The 15,229-nt window shown below is 48.7% G+C and carries 15 protein-coding genes and 1 pseudogene; 13 read left to right on the top strand and 3 right to left on the bottom strand.

Annotated features, from left to right (window positions below):
* The 11 genes and pseudogenes from HMPREF9412_RS15410 to nagA form a co-directional block, all read left to right on the top strand.
* Window positions 1-721: ABC transporter substrate-binding protein (locus HMPREF9412_RS15410; protein WP_139083983.1), on the top strand; the 721-nt coding region annotated here is incomplete at its 5' end.
* 282 nt (window positions 722-1,003) lie between these two features.
* Window positions 1,004-3,277: an FIMAH domain-containing protein gene (locus HMPREF9412_RS15405; protein ID WP_009592469.1), complete on the top strand. Its 2,274-nt coding sequence runs from the start codon at window positions 1,004-1,006 to the stop codon at window positions 3,275-3,277.
* Window positions 3,278-3,579: 302 nt separating this feature from the next.
* Complete coding sequence (locus HMPREF9412_RS15400; protein ID WP_009592516.1) at window positions 3,580-4,254, top strand: hypothetical protein; 675 nt, start codon at window positions 3,580-3,582, stop codon at window positions 4,252-4,254.
* A 398-nt stretch (window positions 4,255-4,652) separates the two neighbouring features.
* On the top strand, window positions 4,653-5,684 hold the full coding sequence (locus HMPREF9412_RS15395) for an ROK family protein (protein WP_009592527.1): 1,032 nt from the start codon (window positions 4,653-4,655) through the stop codon (window positions 5,682-5,684).
* Between the two features lie 144 nt (window positions 5,685-5,828).
* Window positions 5,829-6,404 carry a sugar O-acetyltransferase gene (locus tag HMPREF9412_RS15390; protein WP_009592521.1) on the top strand — a complete coding sequence of 192 codons (576 nt, stop codon included), beginning with the start codon at window positions 5,829-5,831 and terminating at the stop codon, window positions 6,402-6,404.
* 29 nt (window positions 6,405-6,433) lie between these two features.
* Window positions 6,434-7,351 (top strand): hypothetical protein, encoded by a 918-nt coding sequence (locus tag HMPREF9412_RS15385; RefSeq protein WP_009592456.1) that lies wholly within the window; start codon window positions 6,434-6,436, stop codon window positions 7,349-7,351.
* Between the two features lie 293 nt (window positions 7,352-7,644).
* Window positions 7,645-8,673, top strand: coding sequence for an alpha/beta fold hydrolase (locus HMPREF9412_RS15380; RefSeq protein WP_036672369.1), 1,029 nt, complete (start codon window positions 7,645-7,647; stop codon window positions 8,671-8,673).
* A gap of 92 nt (window positions 8,674-8,765) precedes the next feature.
* Complete coding sequence (locus tag HMPREF9412_RS15375) at window positions 8,766-9,239, top strand: GlcG/HbpS family heme-binding protein (protein ID WP_009592506.1); 474 nt, start codon at window positions 8,766-8,768, stop codon at window positions 9,237-9,239.
* A 269-nt stretch (window positions 9,240-9,508) separates the two neighbouring features.
* A pseudogene (locus HMPREF9412_RS33595) lies at window positions 9,509-9,676 on the top strand (DeoR family transcriptional regulator); the annotation flags it as partial.
* 3 nt (window positions 9,677-9,679) lie between these two features.
* Window positions 9,680-10,294, top strand: coding sequence for a DeoR/GlpR family DNA-binding transcription regulator (locus tag HMPREF9412_RS15370; RefSeq protein WP_254664059.1), 615 nt, complete (start codon window positions 9,680-9,682; stop codon window positions 10,292-10,294).
* Window positions 10,294-11,457, top strand: coding sequence for an N-acetylglucosamine-6-phosphate deacetylase (gene nagA, locus HMPREF9412_RS15365; protein ID WP_009592467.1), 1,164 nt, complete (start codon window positions 10,294-10,296; stop codon window positions 11,455-11,457). The genes HMPREF9412_RS15370 and nagA overlap by 1 nt, the downstream gene beginning before the upstream one ends.
* A 130-nt stretch (window positions 11,458-11,587) precedes the next feature.
* Here the strand turns inward: nagA and HMPREF9412_RS15360 are convergent, their stop codons facing one another.
* From HMPREF9412_RS15360 to HMPREF9412_RS32935, 3 genes are all read right to left on the bottom strand, one after another.
* A complete protein-coding gene (locus tag HMPREF9412_RS15360) occupies window positions 11,588-12,556 on the bottom strand; it encodes a metallophosphoesterase family protein (RefSeq protein WP_009592443.1) in 969 nt (322 codons plus the stop codon).
* Between the two features lie 283 nt (window positions 12,557-12,839).
* The gene (locus tag HMPREF9412_RS15355; RefSeq protein WP_009592545.1) at window positions 12,840-13,019 is read right to left on the bottom strand and encodes an H-type small acid-soluble spore protein; all 180 of its coding nucleotides are present in this window, start codon (window positions 13,017-13,019) and stop codon (window positions 12,840-12,842) included.
* Window positions 13,020-13,030: 11 nt separating this feature from the next.
* Window positions 13,031-13,201 carry a hypothetical protein gene (locus HMPREF9412_RS32935; RefSeq protein WP_162939122.1) on the bottom strand — a complete coding sequence of 57 codons (171 nt, stop codon included), beginning with the start codon at window positions 13,199-13,201 and terminating at the stop codon, window positions 13,031-13,033.
* A 147-nt stretch (window positions 13,202-13,348) separates the two neighbouring features.
* Between HMPREF9412_RS32935 and HMPREF9412_RS15350 the strand changes: the two genes are divergently transcribed.
* A complete protein-coding gene (locus HMPREF9412_RS15350) occupies window positions 13,349-13,915 on the top strand; it encodes an RNA polymerase sigma factor (protein ID WP_009592504.1) in 567 nt (188 codons plus the stop codon).
* Complete coding sequence (locus HMPREF9412_RS15345; RefSeq protein ID WP_009592510.1) at window positions 13,908-15,212, top strand: hypothetical protein; 1,305 nt, start codon at window positions 13,908-13,910, stop codon at window positions 15,210-15,212. Before HMPREF9412_RS15350 ends, HMPREF9412_RS15345 begins: the two co-directional genes overlap by 8 nt.
* The last annotated feature ends 17 nt before the right edge of the window (window positions 15,213-15,229 follow it).

Below are 15,229 nucleotides of genomic sequence, written 5' to 3'. Positions count from 1 at the left end.
TTGGGGCTGGGACGATCTCCAGCGAATGCTGCGTGAGCTGAGAAGCCCCGGGCGCTACAGCTTGGCCCTGCAATTGTACTCGTTGAACCGCTGGCCGATATTCCTCATGCAGCGAAGGGGCAATGCGGAGATCGATGCTTCGTGGAGCCGTGCGGTCGAGGGGCTGTCTTGGCTTCGCGGACTGATTCACGAGGACGGCATGTTCCCGCTGGCCTTGGCCCAAGGCGCTTTTGAAGCAGAGAAGCTGTTCCGCGAGCAAAAGGTCTCTGTCATTCTGACGACCTATTATCTGCTCAACCAGCTGAAGGAAGCCACCTTTGAGTATGACGTGGCGCCTCTGCCGCATTTTGATCATGGGACAACCCTTCTATTGGGCACCGGAATCGGGGTCAGCGCGTGCTCCAAGGAGCGGGAGCTGGCTCAGAGCTTTGCCGATTTCCTAGTCTCTGACGAAGTGCAGGAATACATTCGCAGGCATACTTACAGCATTCCGGCGAACCGTTACATCACCGAGAACGTAGATCCGGAGATGGAGGGACGGCCGTCCCGCCTCAATCTGCACCGAGAAATTGCCCCGCTGTATAAGACCTGCAGAGATGTAGGACTTAGCCTGGACGAGATGCTGCTGTTCCGGGAACGGCTGAAGCAATATTTCTCCTACCTTGTAGACGAAGGGGAACTGATATCCGTGCTGCTGAGCAGGAAAACGGCAGGGACCTAGAGTGGGGACGAAAGCGGCGACCGATGAGGTCGCCGCTTTTTTTTTGAGTTATCGTTTTCTCTATGAATAACCAGATAAGAACCAGTTGACAGACATGGGGGTGTATGCTAAATTCTTTGCAAACATATGAACTACATAAATACCAGAGAAGCATGAACAACACTTCATAACGGAGGAGGGATGCCGCGATCCTTGCTAGGTAAACGCTCGAGTTGCCCTTATAGATCGGTCCATTTGATTGATTTCGGCAGTACATTCCATACCAGAAATGAGGATGAATTAATGAACGTTACCCACAGCAAACCTCTAGCGAAAAAGGGACTCCGTCATCTATGTCTTGCCATTTGCGTCACATTGCTGACTACGGTTTTCTTCACGACAAGCGCCTCGGCGCAAATCGGCAAAACCTACAGCGACCCTATCGATTTGGGCTCCCCGATGCAGAGCGTTGCCATATATGACGGGGCCTTTGGCATACAGGACGGACGGGAGGTTATTTATACGACGGTGTCCGGCAAGCCGGCTATTTTTCATGTCATTGATCTGAAAACTAAAGAGGTGCTAAGCACGCATCCGCTAACGGGTTCCGAAAGCTCGTGGACGCATTTGACGACCCCGGACGGCACGGTGTATATCGGGGGCAACGGCACGCTGTACGCCTACTCTCCGGTCACGAAACAGCTGAAAAATCTGGGCGGCATCGGTGAGCAGGTTGTGTACGGCCTGTCCCACGATGAACAGGGTCGTGTCTACTTCGGTTCTTACCCGAATGCGAAAGCGGGCCGCTACGATCCAGCTACAGGGGAAATGAAGGACTACGGCATCGTAGGCACGGGCCAAAGCTACAGCCGTTCCACGGCATATCATGGCGGATATCTGTACGTCGGCATCGGGATTGAAGGCAGCATTGTAAAAGTGAACGTAGCGACTGGGGAGAAGGAAACCATCCAGCTTCCGTCCTATAACGGAGCGGTAGACATCGGCATGGTGAACCAGCTGGACGTTGCGGGCAAATATTTGGTTGCCGGCATCGGCAAAGGCAACAGCGGGCTTCTGTTCTATGACCTTGAGCTGCAGCAATGGAGCGATACCTACCATCTGAACAATAAAGGCATCCGCCTCTCTTACGGGCCGGAGGGCAGCAATAAAATCTATTTCGTCCAGAATAACCATCTGATGGAAGTGGATTTGAATACCCTTGCTGCTGTTGACACCGGCGTCGTGTACGGAACGTTCCTGCGCAATACGGCCTGGGTGGAGGTGCCGAACGATCCGGATCTTCCGGGTGTTTCGCTTGCAACCGTTCAATTCGGAGGCAGCGTCGCTTACATGAATCTGACGACCAAGCAGGTCAAAGCCGTACCTTATCCGGTGAAAGGCAATCCGATTCCTGTTCAAACCATGGAGAACGGTCCGGATGGACGGCTGTTTATCAGCGGTTACCCTGGCGGCACGGGGTCCGCGTATTCCATCCACACCGGAACCTTCGAGACCTTCCCGATGGGTCAGTCAGAGGGCATGGTCGCCATGAACGGCAAGATGTATATGGGCGTATATCCGGGTGCGGATATTTTCGAATACAATGCGGAGAATCCGACCCAGCGCAAGAGCCTGTTCAAAATTACCGGTCAGGACCGTCCGTTCATCATGAGAGCAGCGGAAGGTAAACTGTTCATCGGCACCATTCCGGACTACGGCAAGCTGGGCGGCTCCCTGACGATCTATGATCCGGCGAACGGCAGCCAGTACACCGAATACAAGAACGTCATCAACAATCAATCGATTGTCGGCATTGCGGTAAAAGACGGCAAGGTATATGGCTCAACCACCGTTGCTGGCGGGCTGGGCATCACTCCTTCCGAACCGGCTGCCAAAATGTTTGTCTGGGATATCGCGACGGGCAAGGTGGAGAAGGAATGGGTTCCTTCTATTGAAGGTGCTTCTCCTACGCCGCATATTATTAGCGGAACCAGCTTCGGTCCGGACGGACTGCTGTGGGCGGCTTACGACGGAACGCTCTTTGCCGTAGATCCGGATACCCAGGAAATCGTAAAAAGCAAAACGATTTACGAAGGCGTGGAGAAATACGGCAACTGGCGTCCGGTGTATATTCGCTGGAGCGAGGACGGCCTCATGTATCTGACGCTTGCCGGTCACGTCACCGTGGTTGACCCGGAAACGATGGAGCATCAGACGCTGGCGGAATCCCAGCATGTGAATCTTGGACACGACGGGGATATTTATTACACGAACGATACGCGATTGATGAAGATTGAAGTGTCGGATGCTGCAGCATCGGATACGATTGGGTCTCTGATGGACGATATTCAGTCCTGGAAGCAACAAGGCGATATCAGCCATCCGCTGAGCCAACAGATCGGCAATGCGCTCAAACAGGCGGAGCTGAAGCAGAAGCAAGGGAAGCAGGAACAGGCGGTGAAACACCTGAATGATGCGCTCAAGCACCTGAATAAATCTAAAATCGGCGGGATTACCGAAGAGAAGCATTCGGAAGTGGAGCAGCGCATTCAAGCGTTCATTGATGGATGGTCCTGATTGAATCAAGGATATGGTGGTAGGTTGTACCTCCCCTAACCATAAGGGATTATTCATAACAAAAAGTCGCCAATCTGGCGACTTTTTTGTTCCTGCGATGCAAGTGCTTTCCTCTGGGCGAAAAGAAGAGAGAACCTATCAACACAGCCGTCCAAGGTGATGGCTTATTGTTAACCGAAGCCAATGAAAGGAGATTTGTGTGTTAATATAATAACGTGTTTAGCTGAGGAGCATTCGGTCGGTGAACGTTCGATACCAGAACCTTAATAACCAGCTTAACGGCGAGAAGGAGAAGGGTACATATGGATAAGCAGACGTATGCACGGTATCTGCTCAACCTGATGGATGAAGAAGCAGATTCCGATGAGGCCGTGATTGAAGAAGCAGCGTTATATGGATATTTTCAAATGTATATGCCTAGCGGAAATGGGGTGGAGGCCACCTTTGAGCCGCTTGAGGATGGACATGCTTACTTGCGGCGGATTTCCCGGATTTACGAGATGCTGGACCCGGCGGATTTTACCAGAGGAACGGTGCCTGCCTATTTTAACGGCAAAGGGGAGGAGGCATCCGAGGATGCATTGAGAGGGTATGGCGAGCAGTTTATTCGGGAGTTAAAGCAGCTGCTGGATACTTTTGCGAAATGGGAACGTGCAGCGGAAGCGGTCGCCTACCTGGATGGAATCGAAAAAATCGAGCTTCTTCCTCCAGGGAAAATCGACACCGTTCGCGAATCCTATGATCCCGATGTCTATGAGGCGCTGTCCGAAGTGATTATAGAGCACAAAAATGATGAGGAGCCTATAGAGATTCTGGATGAGGCTTATTATTCGATTGCCTGCGATTACTGGATCTCCTACTATTTGCAATGGCACCGTTACGGGCTAAAAGGCGACCCGTTCGCGCCGTATTTCGAGCTGCACAGGTTAGGGTATTCGGCTGTTTTCTCAGGCGAGAAGCTGTATATCGGCACATAGCATAGAAGGAGGAGAGGATTCTTGATGACAGCGGCCGAGATGCTTTCGATGATCAGCGCAGGCAGCTTTTTTGAAAATGTCTTCGGAATTTTCCAACATGATCCTAATAATGAAAATGCAATGTATATTAGAAGGGCTAGCAGACACTTGAAATAGGAAGTTGATGCCCCGAGTAAGAGGCTGGGTATAACTTTGGCAATCATGTTGCAGAGTCGGTTACCAGCCTTTTCTTATTTGAACGAAGGATTGGATAGAGGATCACGAAGCGTTGTCAATTGCCGTCGTTGTTACACCTGAATTTATGGATAGAGGAATGGATGATTACTGGTAGACAAACTAATAACGGTATAATATAGTACTTATTATAAGAGTTATAAAAACTATTTGAGGTTTTGGTTATGAACTCCATTACAAACAACACCATGTTGGTTAAACAAATGAATCAGGAGAAAGTTCGCCAGGCGCTCATAGCGATGAGAACGGCTACGAAGGCCATGGTTGCGCAGGCTACCACCTTAAGCATCGCCACTTGTAATCATATTCTTAACGAGTTGCTGGATGCTGGCGAAGTGTTGGAAGTGGCTATGGATGACTCGAAGGGCGGGCGTCCAGCCAAAATGTACCAGTATAACATGCATCATTCATATATTATTGCTGCCGTTATCAAAACCGAAGCGGGATCCCGCTCTCTTACATATGCAATCGCCAATTTGGCCGGGGAGATTGTAGACCAAGGGTATGAAGAACACAATCGAATAGATCCCGCCTTCATCGATCGGGTAATCGAGAGGCTTATCTTGCAATATCCGCAAATCCGGGCGGTTGGGATCGGCGTCCCCGGTGCAGTCGACCAGGGGGTTATCAATGTCAGTGATATACCGGAACTGACTAACGTTCCTTTGGAAGCGTTCATTCGCGAGAAGCATAAGGTTGAGGTCATTCTTGAAAACGACATGAACTTGACCGTATATGGCTTCTACCATAAACAAGGATATGATGAGAAACAGACGGTTGCCGTCGTAACTTTCATCGATGGCAGCTTACCCGGTGCGGGCATGATGGTGGATGGGCGTATTCATCGAGGTTTTACACGATTTGCGGGCGAAATTGCTTTTTTGCCATTAGGCATATCCCAAGAGGCTCAATTCCAACAGCTGCACGATCGGAAAACTTTTCATGTACTGGCTGCGCGTTCAGTGGCAAGCCTGATCGCCATATTAAATCCAGAAACGATTGCTTTGACTGGGAGCCTGGTGCAGCCTGCTGATGTGAATATCATCCGGCAGGAGTGTCTGAAGTATATTCCGGACATGCACATGCCTCAAATGATATTGCTAGAACATCCGGATCAGGACTATATGTACGGGTTAATTGCCAGGACCTTGGAAAGCCTTGCTTATTCGCTTGAGCTTGTGGAGAAGGGGAAGTGATATATATCTAAAAACTACTTCCTTCTGGGGGTGCTTTTTATTGGCAGAGAGAGCTAAGCCGCTTTAGACAGGACGGACGGATTACAGAACTAGTTTGTCGGACAGAGTCTTGACTTCAAGATGAGAGAGGATTGGATTATCAGGATGAAAACAGAAAAACAAAAGATGCTGGATGGAGAACTATATATCGCTTCCGACCCTGAACTAATGCGAGACCGGGCATATGCAAGGCGAATGACACGGCAGTTTAACCAGACTACGGAGATGGAAGATCAACAGCGAATTCAAATATTGAAAGCCTTGCTGGGGTCAACAGGCGATAACATAGGAATGGAGCCCAACATTCGTTTTGATTATGGCTACAACATACACGTAGGCGAGAACTTCTTCGCGAATTTTGATTGTACCATCCTGGATGTGTGTGAAGTGCGAATCGGCGATAACTGCATGTTCGGCCCAGGCGTTCATGTGTATACGGCAACGCATCCGGTGGACCCGTTCGAGAGAATTAAAGGGCCGGAATATGGAAAGCCGGTAACTATCGGAAACAACGTATGGGTCGGAGGACGTTCAACCATCAATCCAGGCGTCACGGTAGGCAACAATGTCGTGATTGCTTCGGGGGCGGTGGTTACCAAGGACATACCGGATAACGTGGTCGTCGGGGGCAATCCAGCCATGGTGATTAAGGAAATCGAAATCCGAATGACGGAAGCGTGAACCGGATATGTCCAAGAAGGGGATGTAGAATGGAATCTAATCAGAGAATCCGTTTGGCAATTGAAGAATCGATCCAATTCCTTGAATCTACTTCGCAATGGGAGACGGCTCACGGCGAGAACAGCCGCCATAAATGGGATGGAGCTTGGTGGCATATGGCCGCTTTATACGAAATGGGAGAGGTGAAGCTGATCCCGGAATCGGTTATCGCCAAGGCTAAACATCTACTCGAAACCAAGGTTTGGCGGACCTTCGTCATTACAGCCGATGACCAGCCAACCAAAGATAGTGACCGGTTGAAGATGGATTGCTGTCATTGTGAACTTGCCGTATTCTATATGATTATGAAAGCGTACGGCTGTGATGTGGACACGGAGCTGCCCTGGATTCGCGAATGGCTCTTAAAGCATCAGCTGCCCGACGGCGGATTGAACTGCGAGCCGGAAGCTTACATTGATTCAAGAAAAAGCTCTATCATTTCAACGCTTCCCCCGCTGGAAGCGATCTTATGTCATACAGACCGTGAATTCACCGAACAGGAATCCGCTTTCTTGGATGAAGGCGCCCGGTATTTGATCGAGCATCGTCTAGTGTGTTCGAAACAGCATGGCGGCGTTCTGGACATGGATTGGCTGAAGCCTTGCTTTCCGCGTTTTTTTGAATATGATATCCTACGCGGGATGTCCTTCTTGGCAGAATGGTCCCGGCGCAGAAACAAAGCGCTGCCGGTCGACCTGCTTGTGGAGGGTGTGGAGCGATTGAAGATTTACATCGAACCGGATGGCTTGCGGATCGGCAGACAGGTCCATGATCCACATGGCCCTTGGGGTGGGCAAACCTTCCCCTTGTTAGAAGCATTAGCCGGACTGGGTGAGGTTTCGCCTTATTTAACCGGACAATTGGATCGAGTTATCGAACGGTTGGGACCGGAATTTGCCTATGCATAACACAGGCTTCAGTATGGCCACACTAGTCAAATAGCATTGCACCAGGAGCACACAGCCTTCTTTCAAAACGGGAGGAACTCAACATGGTGCCAAATAAGTCGCGGAAATCGCGGCTTTTTTTGTTATAAGCGCTGTTCTAATGTCGCTGATTTCTTCGACTAGGGTCTAGGTCGAATTCAGCCTCAGGAAGGATTTGGAGTAAACGAGCCTAAGGTACAATGAGATGTATGAAATCCTACATTGGATCTTCCGCATTTTACTTCATGCTTTTAGCAGAAAGGTGTCCCAAGAACATGAGAAAATTGAAAAAAACATTAAAAATTACCGGAGTAACACTAATAGCACTACTCATAACAGCCCTAATTTTTCCTACATGGACATCGTCCATCAAAGGCGAAAATAGTATTAGCATATTAGAACAAGTAGAGATCAATGGAAGCAAGCAAGAAATGATGATACGCGGTAATGACAAGGACAATCCTGTGATTCTGTTCGTACACGGTGGACCTGGGGCCCCGGAAATCCCATATGCCGATACTTATCAAGACTTATTGGAAACCCGATTCACGGTTGTTCATTACGACCAAAGGGCAAGCGGAAAATCCTATCATTTTTTTGAGGATTACGCTGATCTTTCATCGGAACTGTTGGTAAATGACTTATTGGCTATAACGGATTATGTTTCGGAACGCCTTGGCAAAGAAAAGGTAATTCTCATGGGACATTCTTATGGCACGTACATTGCTACTCAGGCGGCCCAAAAGGCACCCGAAAAATACGAGGCTTACGTGGGGATTGGTCAGATGGGGGATACCGTAACAAGCGAGATGGACAGCTTGACCTACTTAATCAGCCAAGCTCAACAGGCCGGCAACGCGGAAGACGTCTTATATCTGCAAGGACTAACCGATAAAATCAAAAAGGGCGAAATGTTCACTCCACGAAATTATGTCATTCAATACGGAGGAGCTTCAAGACTTATTGACAGTCCCGACGGCGATAGCCTTGGGATGCTGTTAAGCAGCGAGTATAACTTAATGGACGTCATTCGATATAACGTCGGGATATCTTTTTCTCAAAGGGTTTTGTTGCAGGAAGTTATAGAACATCCGCTGCCAACACTTGTAACGAAACTTGAAATACCGTGCTACTTTATCATGGGCGAATATGACTATATGACGTCCTCCCATGCAGCAAAAGAATTTTTCGATAAGCTTGAGGCCGATCAGAAGGAGTTTATCGCGTTTGATCAATCTGCCCATTATCCGCAATTTGAAGAGAAGGAAAAGTTTTTTGAATGGGTATCCGAGACATTTCTTTAATATGCATTCCGAAAGTGCTGGTATTGGGCAATTCACCTATATAGGCAATGGCAATATAATGTAGTATTTCTTTTAAGCAAAGGAGAGCTACCATGTACAAACTCACTTTAACAACGGCTAAGAAGTTGTTGGAAACTGCTGAACACCAAGCACGACAAATGGGTCTTAATTCTGATGTAGCGATCGTCGATGAAGGGGGGAACCTCATTGCTTTTCATCGGATGGATAACGCGAGAATAGCAGGCATCGATATTGCCATTGGCAAAGCATGGACCAGCGTAGCGATGCAAATGCCGACGGCGAATTTAGCGCAATCTGCGCTTCCGGGCGGAGCAACATTTGGCATTAATACAACGAATCAGGGTAGAGTCGTCATCCTTGGCGGGGGGATTCCGCTCGTTCACGAAGGCAGGGTTGTCGGCGGCATTGGTGTAAGCGGAGGAACTAGCGCACAAGACATCGATGTAGCCAATGCCGCTGTGCAGGCGTTCGAAAATATGAGATATCAAGAAAATCAATATTTAAGTGCACGGATTGGTACAATCCAGCAGTCATTTACTTATTAACGGGTTCTATGCATCGACGGTAAGGGGGCTGCTTCAAGCAAGAAGGAGTCTATCTTCATCCAAGCTATGAGTAGTGACTTACATCACGATTACCGGAACGGGAAATGTCGAAGAGCTAACATATGTCTACTAAAAAAACCATGATGATCGTGGTTTTTTTAGTTTTTATAATAACATGAATAAACTTATAAATACTTATTGTTTGTTCTGAATTGCTTATATATACTTATAAATATGATGTGAATGCTTAAACAGAGGAGGGATGAGATGTGTTCCAAGAGGAACGACTCGTAAAAATCCTGGATTATTTAAAACAACATAAAACGATGAGTGTTGGCGAGATATGCTCGTTTTTTCAAGTGTCGCGGGATACCGCACGCAGGGATATTGTCAGATTAGTTCAAGAAGGAGTGGTTGTTCGAACACATGGAGGAGTAGCCTTGCCTGATCTGCAAAAGGAACTGACTTCTTATCAGGAACGACTTATTGATGAGCCCGCGGGCAAGAACGTGATTGGCGAGCATGCCGCTAAACTGATTCGGGACCACGAAACGGTGTTTTTGGACGTATCTACGACCGTACAATTTGTTGCGGAGCATATTCAAGCCAAACAGATAACAGCGGTTACGCACTCCATAGATAATGTAGGGATACTTTCCAAACGAGAAGATCTGAGCATCTACGTGCTCGGCGGTTATCTGCATACCCAAAATCGATTATTATACGGTCCTTCCGTCATCGATAAAATCAGTGAAATCCGTGCCGACAAAGCATTCATTGGTGCGACGGCAATCCGGTCAGACGGACTCTATTATCCATATGAAGAAGATGTCCGGGTGAAGAGGGAAATGGCCCGGCGCTCGGATCAAGTCATACTTGTTGCGGATCATACCAAATTCACGGTGAAATCAAGGTTCAAGCTGGACTTTGATCATGTGGATATTATTGTAACCGATCAATCGATTCCCGTTGACATACAAGAAATATTAGACCAGAAAAATATTACGCTCATAGAATGCGAGTCTCATAACCCACAGGACGGAGTTGAGCAATAATGAACAACAAAATCATTCAGCATGTCAAAGTCCACCTGCCTCATCAAATACTTCCTTCTGCAACGGTTTGGATATCGAACGGAAAGTTGAAGAGAATAGAACCAACGCAAGAAATTGAAACTATCGAAGGCGATGATGAACGGATTGATGGAAACGGAATGTGGCTTATACCGGGGATGATTGATGTTCATATCCATGGGGCCAATGGGTATGACATGATGGATGGAACCGAGGACAGCATACAAGAAGTGTCACGCGCTTGTGCGGCAACCGGCTGCACCTCGTTTCTGGCAACTTCCGTGAGTTCAACGATAGAGGATCTGTTGAACATGATTCGCAGCGTAAAAGGTGTCATCGGGCGAGAACAAGGGGCTAAGATTGCCGGCATTCATCTGGAAGGCCCTTATTTGAATCCCAAGCGTAAAGGGATGCAAAACGAGAAATATCTTCGTCACCCGAATCTGGAAGAAATGAAGTTGATTTTTCAGGAAGCGGGTTCGCTCATTAAAATGGTAACGATCGCCCCGGAATTGCCTGGAGGCTTGGAGCTTATATCCTTCCTGAAAGAGCACGGCGTCGTGATCGCCGTAGCTCATTCCGATGCCACTTACGAGGAAGCAAAGCTGGCTTTTACAGCCGGAGCGAGTCATGTAACCCATTGCTTTAACGGCATGAGACCGATTCACCATCGAGATCCCGGACTGATTGTAGCCGCGTTCGAAGAACCGCATGTAAGCCTGCAAGCGATTGTCGATCAAGTCCATCTTCATCCGGCCATTGTCAGATTAATGCATCGTCTCAAAGGGCCGGAAGGCATGGTGCTTATTACGGATGCGCTTCAGGCGATGGGATTAGGTGATGGGAATTATATGTTTGGTGGTCATCAGGTCACCGTTTCCGAGGGGATCGCCAGGCTCGCGGATGGCACTTTAGCATCGAGTACCGTGACTATGAATGAAGCGTTGCGTCTGACCGAAGCCAACGGCATTTCGATGGAGAATGCCGTGCGCATGGCTTCAACAACGCCGGCCCATATTCTAGGTTTATCTTACAAAGGAAAAATCGAGGTCGGATACGATGCGGATCTCGTTCTGATGGATGAACGGTATCAAGTGCAGTGGACGATGATTGAGGGAAACATTGTACCGATGAAGGACACGTAACTTCTTATTCATATACGTAGTATCATACGTCAGGAGGGGGCGCCCCAGGTCAATGGTCCTTTTGGGTCCCCCTTTTTTTTACATCCAAACTTCAACCGCCTTTTTGTGCGTTTTGAATAGATACAAACATTCAGTCTATAGTCGATTCGATCTTAAGAGCTCGCCCTTCGGGTATATGCGCGGGCTGATCATGAACGATGGTTCCATCTTCTAGATGAAGCCATGTTTCAAAGCTCCGCTGGCCTTCCGTTAATTGGATCACCCTTGCTCCGGGTTGAAATGGTCGATCCAGATAAGCATTGCGGGACGTACGACCATAACAAAGACGTATTCCATGCAGCGTCCCCCAGAAATCGTTCCCATGGTCATGGCCAACAAAAGTTCCCATGATATCGCCCATTTCCAGCATGGCCGCAAAAAATCCGGTGTTGATGAGCGGTGCGCAGCAATAGGCGTCTAACTTCTGTCCGTAACAGACCGAGAAATCCCAGATGTCCTTATACTCCGGCAGAGGAATATGAAAGAAGCCGAGTGAAGGGAGGGGCTCACCTCCGTTTCGAGCGGTCAGACGATGAGACGCTTCCGTATACCATGTGATCTGACTTCGGCGTATCCAGTCATAGAATCCAACCCGCAGATGCTCAAGCGGTGAGTAGCTCCCCGAATCCAGAAAAAACAAGGCGGCAGCTGGCTGGTGAAGCCCGTCCAGAATTTCAAGCACATAATTGCCTACCCCATGGACATTCGGCGGATCGGGCTGTGCATAACAGTACCGATGTGATAGCTGGAGATAGTGCAGCTGCTCACGTGTCATTTCAGCAGCTTCGGAATCATGATTGCCGAACACGGCCGCCCATGGAATTTGCATTTCTTCGGGGACCGATACCGCATCTTTAAAAGCTTGAACGGGATTCGGACTTTTATTGCTTGCAATGACATCCCCGGTATAAATCACCAAATCTGGCTGCTCCTTCTCCAGTATTCTCTTCATCATGGCCTTCATCTGTAGTTCTTCCTCATCCGGTTCACAAAACTCCGTATCGGTAAACTGTACGATCTTAAACGTGCCATTCGACTTAAAATGCAATGACTTACTCATTTCGGCCAACACCCCTTATTCATTCAACCATCCGCCCGGATCTTCATATGAACCATGACAGCGATTACGCCCCTAGCATAATGAGTCTGGTTGAAGCTGTCAATCGCCATTTGAAAGAAAATGGGTTTCTAGTAAAAGAAGCATTATTTGAAACAACTGAAATTGTAATACTTGAGGTTTGTTTCGTAATTGCAATAAAAAAATCCCATCGTCTGAATCTGGATGGGATTTTATTATAGAAGGTTTGAATGGACCAATAGAGGGTTATGCCTTGCCTTCTGCCTTACGGATGCTCCGTGAGACTGGATAAAGGGACGGTCATTTCCTGCTCCGAGTTGCCGATCGGATAGACCCGGGCGGTTTCATCCTCATTCACGTGCTGGATATAGATGGGAGTATCCTGATAAGTTACATGTTTCATAATGGCCGATTCCGAAATTTCAATCGCTCTTTGTTTGTTCATGACAATTCTCCTTATTCCGAAAGGTCATCTAATGGATCAGCCTGCCGGTTAGCGGCTTTTTTAATTTCCCGGTCCAATTTCGGCGTTCCTTGAATTTCTTCGGCAGCCTCCATTTGATGATTGAGCTGCTGCTCGACTTGTCCGATCCCATGTGCTTCCTGCTGTTGTTTGCTCTTTGCCAAAATGATCCCTCCATGTGATGATATATCCATTGTAAAAAGCTGCATTACTACAATGCACCAATATGTATGAACCTATGCAAATTTAAATAATTTCGGGAACTTTCATCGACTGTACGGAGTCTGTTTTGGTGAGGGGGGAGAACTGCTTTGAAGGAAATGCAGATGCAGCATTCCGCGGAGCTGAAAACTTCGGACATTCGGATGCTTATGGAATCCTATGGGGAGGACGTCTGGAACTATGCTTACGCCATAACTAGAAACACGCACACGGCGGATGATGTCGCGCAGGATGTGTTTATTAAAGCCTATCAACATTTTGCTTCCTTTCGGGGGGAGGCTTCCGTCAAGACCTGGCTTTTGAAAATCACGCGCAACACCGCGCTTTCCTATCTGAAGCGAGCGTTCCTGCGCAGAGTGGTGCTGATGGGCGAGCAATCTCCCGGCACCGGGCAGAAGGGGACGATGCGGACCCCGATTTCGCCATCAGCCGAAGCGGAATATTTGGAACGGGCAGAGGCCGATGAATTGTGGAAGCAGGTACTGAAACTGCCAGCTAAATTTCGAGATCCGCTTGTGCTTAGTCTGCATCATCAGCTATCCATAGATGAAATATCCGCCATTACAGGCCTTTCGCCAGGCACGGTAAAGTCCAGAATTTTCAGGGCCAAACAGAAAGTGGCCGCCGCATGGAAAGGAGCGATCGGGGATGAATGATTGGAGACCGGATTGGAATCGAAGGCTGGCTGATCCGCCATTTAAGAACCAGCGTTTCCGGACGGATATGATGGAGGCTGTGGAGGAACGTCTTCAGGCTGTTGAAAAGAAACGATTCCGCAGGGATTGGAACCGAGCTATCGGTGCCTTAGTTCCCGTATTGCTGCTCTTGTTCGGGGTTGGAATCTGGTTCGGTTACCAGGCTGTACCTAACGCTAATACGGTAAGCCCAGGTCCGGTTGTACCAAAGGGCGGGACGTTCCAATCCAGCTTCGTATCCGGGTCAGGAGGCGATTTCGATTGGTGGAACCTTGCGGATCGTGAAGTCTCGCAGGAGAGCGACCGTACGATCTTGAAGCTGGCAACAGCGCTTTTAAAGCGGGAGATAGGCATCTGGGGCGGCCCGACGCCGGACATCTGGGAGCATCCCGAGGTGAAATGGCCGCTCGAACGCTATGATGTGTCCAGTCCCTGGGTATATGAAATATACGTAAACGAGATTACGACAGATGCTGAACAAACGGTATACAAGCTCCGTCTGCTGCTCCGGGATTCGATCCCGATGGTGTATGAGGAAACGATAGATGTCACGATTCGTAATGATACTCACCGAATCTCGCAAATCCAACTAATAAGCACTGACGAAACGGGAACGCCACGGGACGATTTCGAGGCTGGAGACGAACAAGGAACAACCGTTACTTTAAAGGAAGATGCAGCCTTGGATCTGAAGATTACGGGTACTCTGTTCAAGGAGGCAGGAACCATTCGTTCGGTCAATGTTCAATATGGCGACACGGAACGAACCTTTGCAGATTGGAGCAGCGTGAGTAACGAATCCTATTATCCGGAAACCGCGATACTGTCCGCAAACAGCAGCGGGAAGGAGAAGGATATATTGGCAATCGTTTTGACAACCGGTTACGGAACAGGGATGCGCGAATCCGCATTGAAACTTCTTACCGACGATCTCATCGAAGTGAAGGCAGCCGACCCGGTGCTTGCGGCACAATCCAGACTAAGCTACCATATGACGGCGGAAGACGGGAAAAGGATATTTCAACTTACGTTGAGCGGCGTAACCCGCAGCTTTGAATACAAAGAGGAGGACGCCGGTTTCTGGCTGGACCAGCCCGCACTTGGCAGCATTGTCAGGTATTCCGTGGAAGAAAACACCCTCTATGCTTCGGTGCCGATCCAGGTATCGCCGGGCAACTTCCCGGCAGAGGTCCGGCTGCGCTACGAATACGACGGGACCGCCTTTCTTGTGGCGGAGGCAACATTAAAGGAGATGTAAGAAGGACGCAAAAAGCG

The organism is Paenibacillus sp. HGF5, assembly GCF_000204455.1.
Taxonomy (GTDB): Bacteria; Bacillota; Bacilli; order Paenibacillales; family Paenibacillaceae; genus Paenibacillus_AQ; species Paenibacillus_AQ lautus_A.
The sequence above is the reverse complement of the archived record's forward strand: the minus strand, read 5'-3'. Positions and strand labels throughout refer to the sequence as shown.

Bases quoted from the DNA above. Each gene is read 5' to 3' on its own strand.
- HMPREF9412_RS15405 (WP_009592469.1), top strand. From the start codon at position 1,004: ATGAACGTTACCCACAGCAAACCTCTAGCGAAAAAGGGACTCCGTCAT.
- HMPREF9412_RS15400 (WP_009592516.1), top strand. From the start codon at position 3,580: ATGGATAAGCAGACGTATGCACGGTATCTGCTCAACCTGATGGATGAA.
- HMPREF9412_RS15395 (WP_009592527.1), top strand. From the start codon at position 4,653: ATGAACTCCATTACAAACAACACCATGTTGGTTAAACAAATGAATCAG.
- HMPREF9412_RS15390 (WP_009592521.1), top strand. From the start codon at position 5,829: ATGAAAACAGAAAAACAAAAGATGCTGGATGGAGAACTATATATCGCT.
- HMPREF9412_RS15385 (WP_009592456.1), top strand. From the start codon at position 6,434: ATGGAATCTAATCAGAGAATCCGTTTGGCAATTGAAGAATCGATCCAA.
- HMPREF9412_RS15380 (WP_036672369.1), top strand. From the start codon at position 7,645: ATGAGAAAATTGAAAAAAACATTAAAAATTACCGGAGTAACACTAATA.
- HMPREF9412_RS15375 (WP_009592506.1), top strand. From the start codon at position 8,766: ATGTACAAACTCACTTTAACAACGGCTAAGAAGTTGTTGGAAACTGCT.
- nagA (WP_009592467.1), top strand. From the start codon at position 10,294: ATGAACAACAAAATCATTCAGCATGTCAAAGTCCACCTGCCTCATCAA.
- HMPREF9412_RS15360 (WP_009592443.1), bottom strand. From the start codon at position 12,556: ATGAGTAAGTCATTGCATTTTAAGTCGAATGGCACGTTTAAGATCGTA.
- HMPREF9412_RS15355 (WP_009592545.1), bottom strand. From the start codon at position 13,019: ATGAACAAACAAAGAGCGATTGAAATTTCGGAATCGGCCATTATGAAA.
- HMPREF9412_RS15345 (WP_009592510.1), top strand. From the start codon at position 13,908: ATGAATGATTGGAGACCGGATTGGAATCGAAGGCTGGCTGATCCGCCA.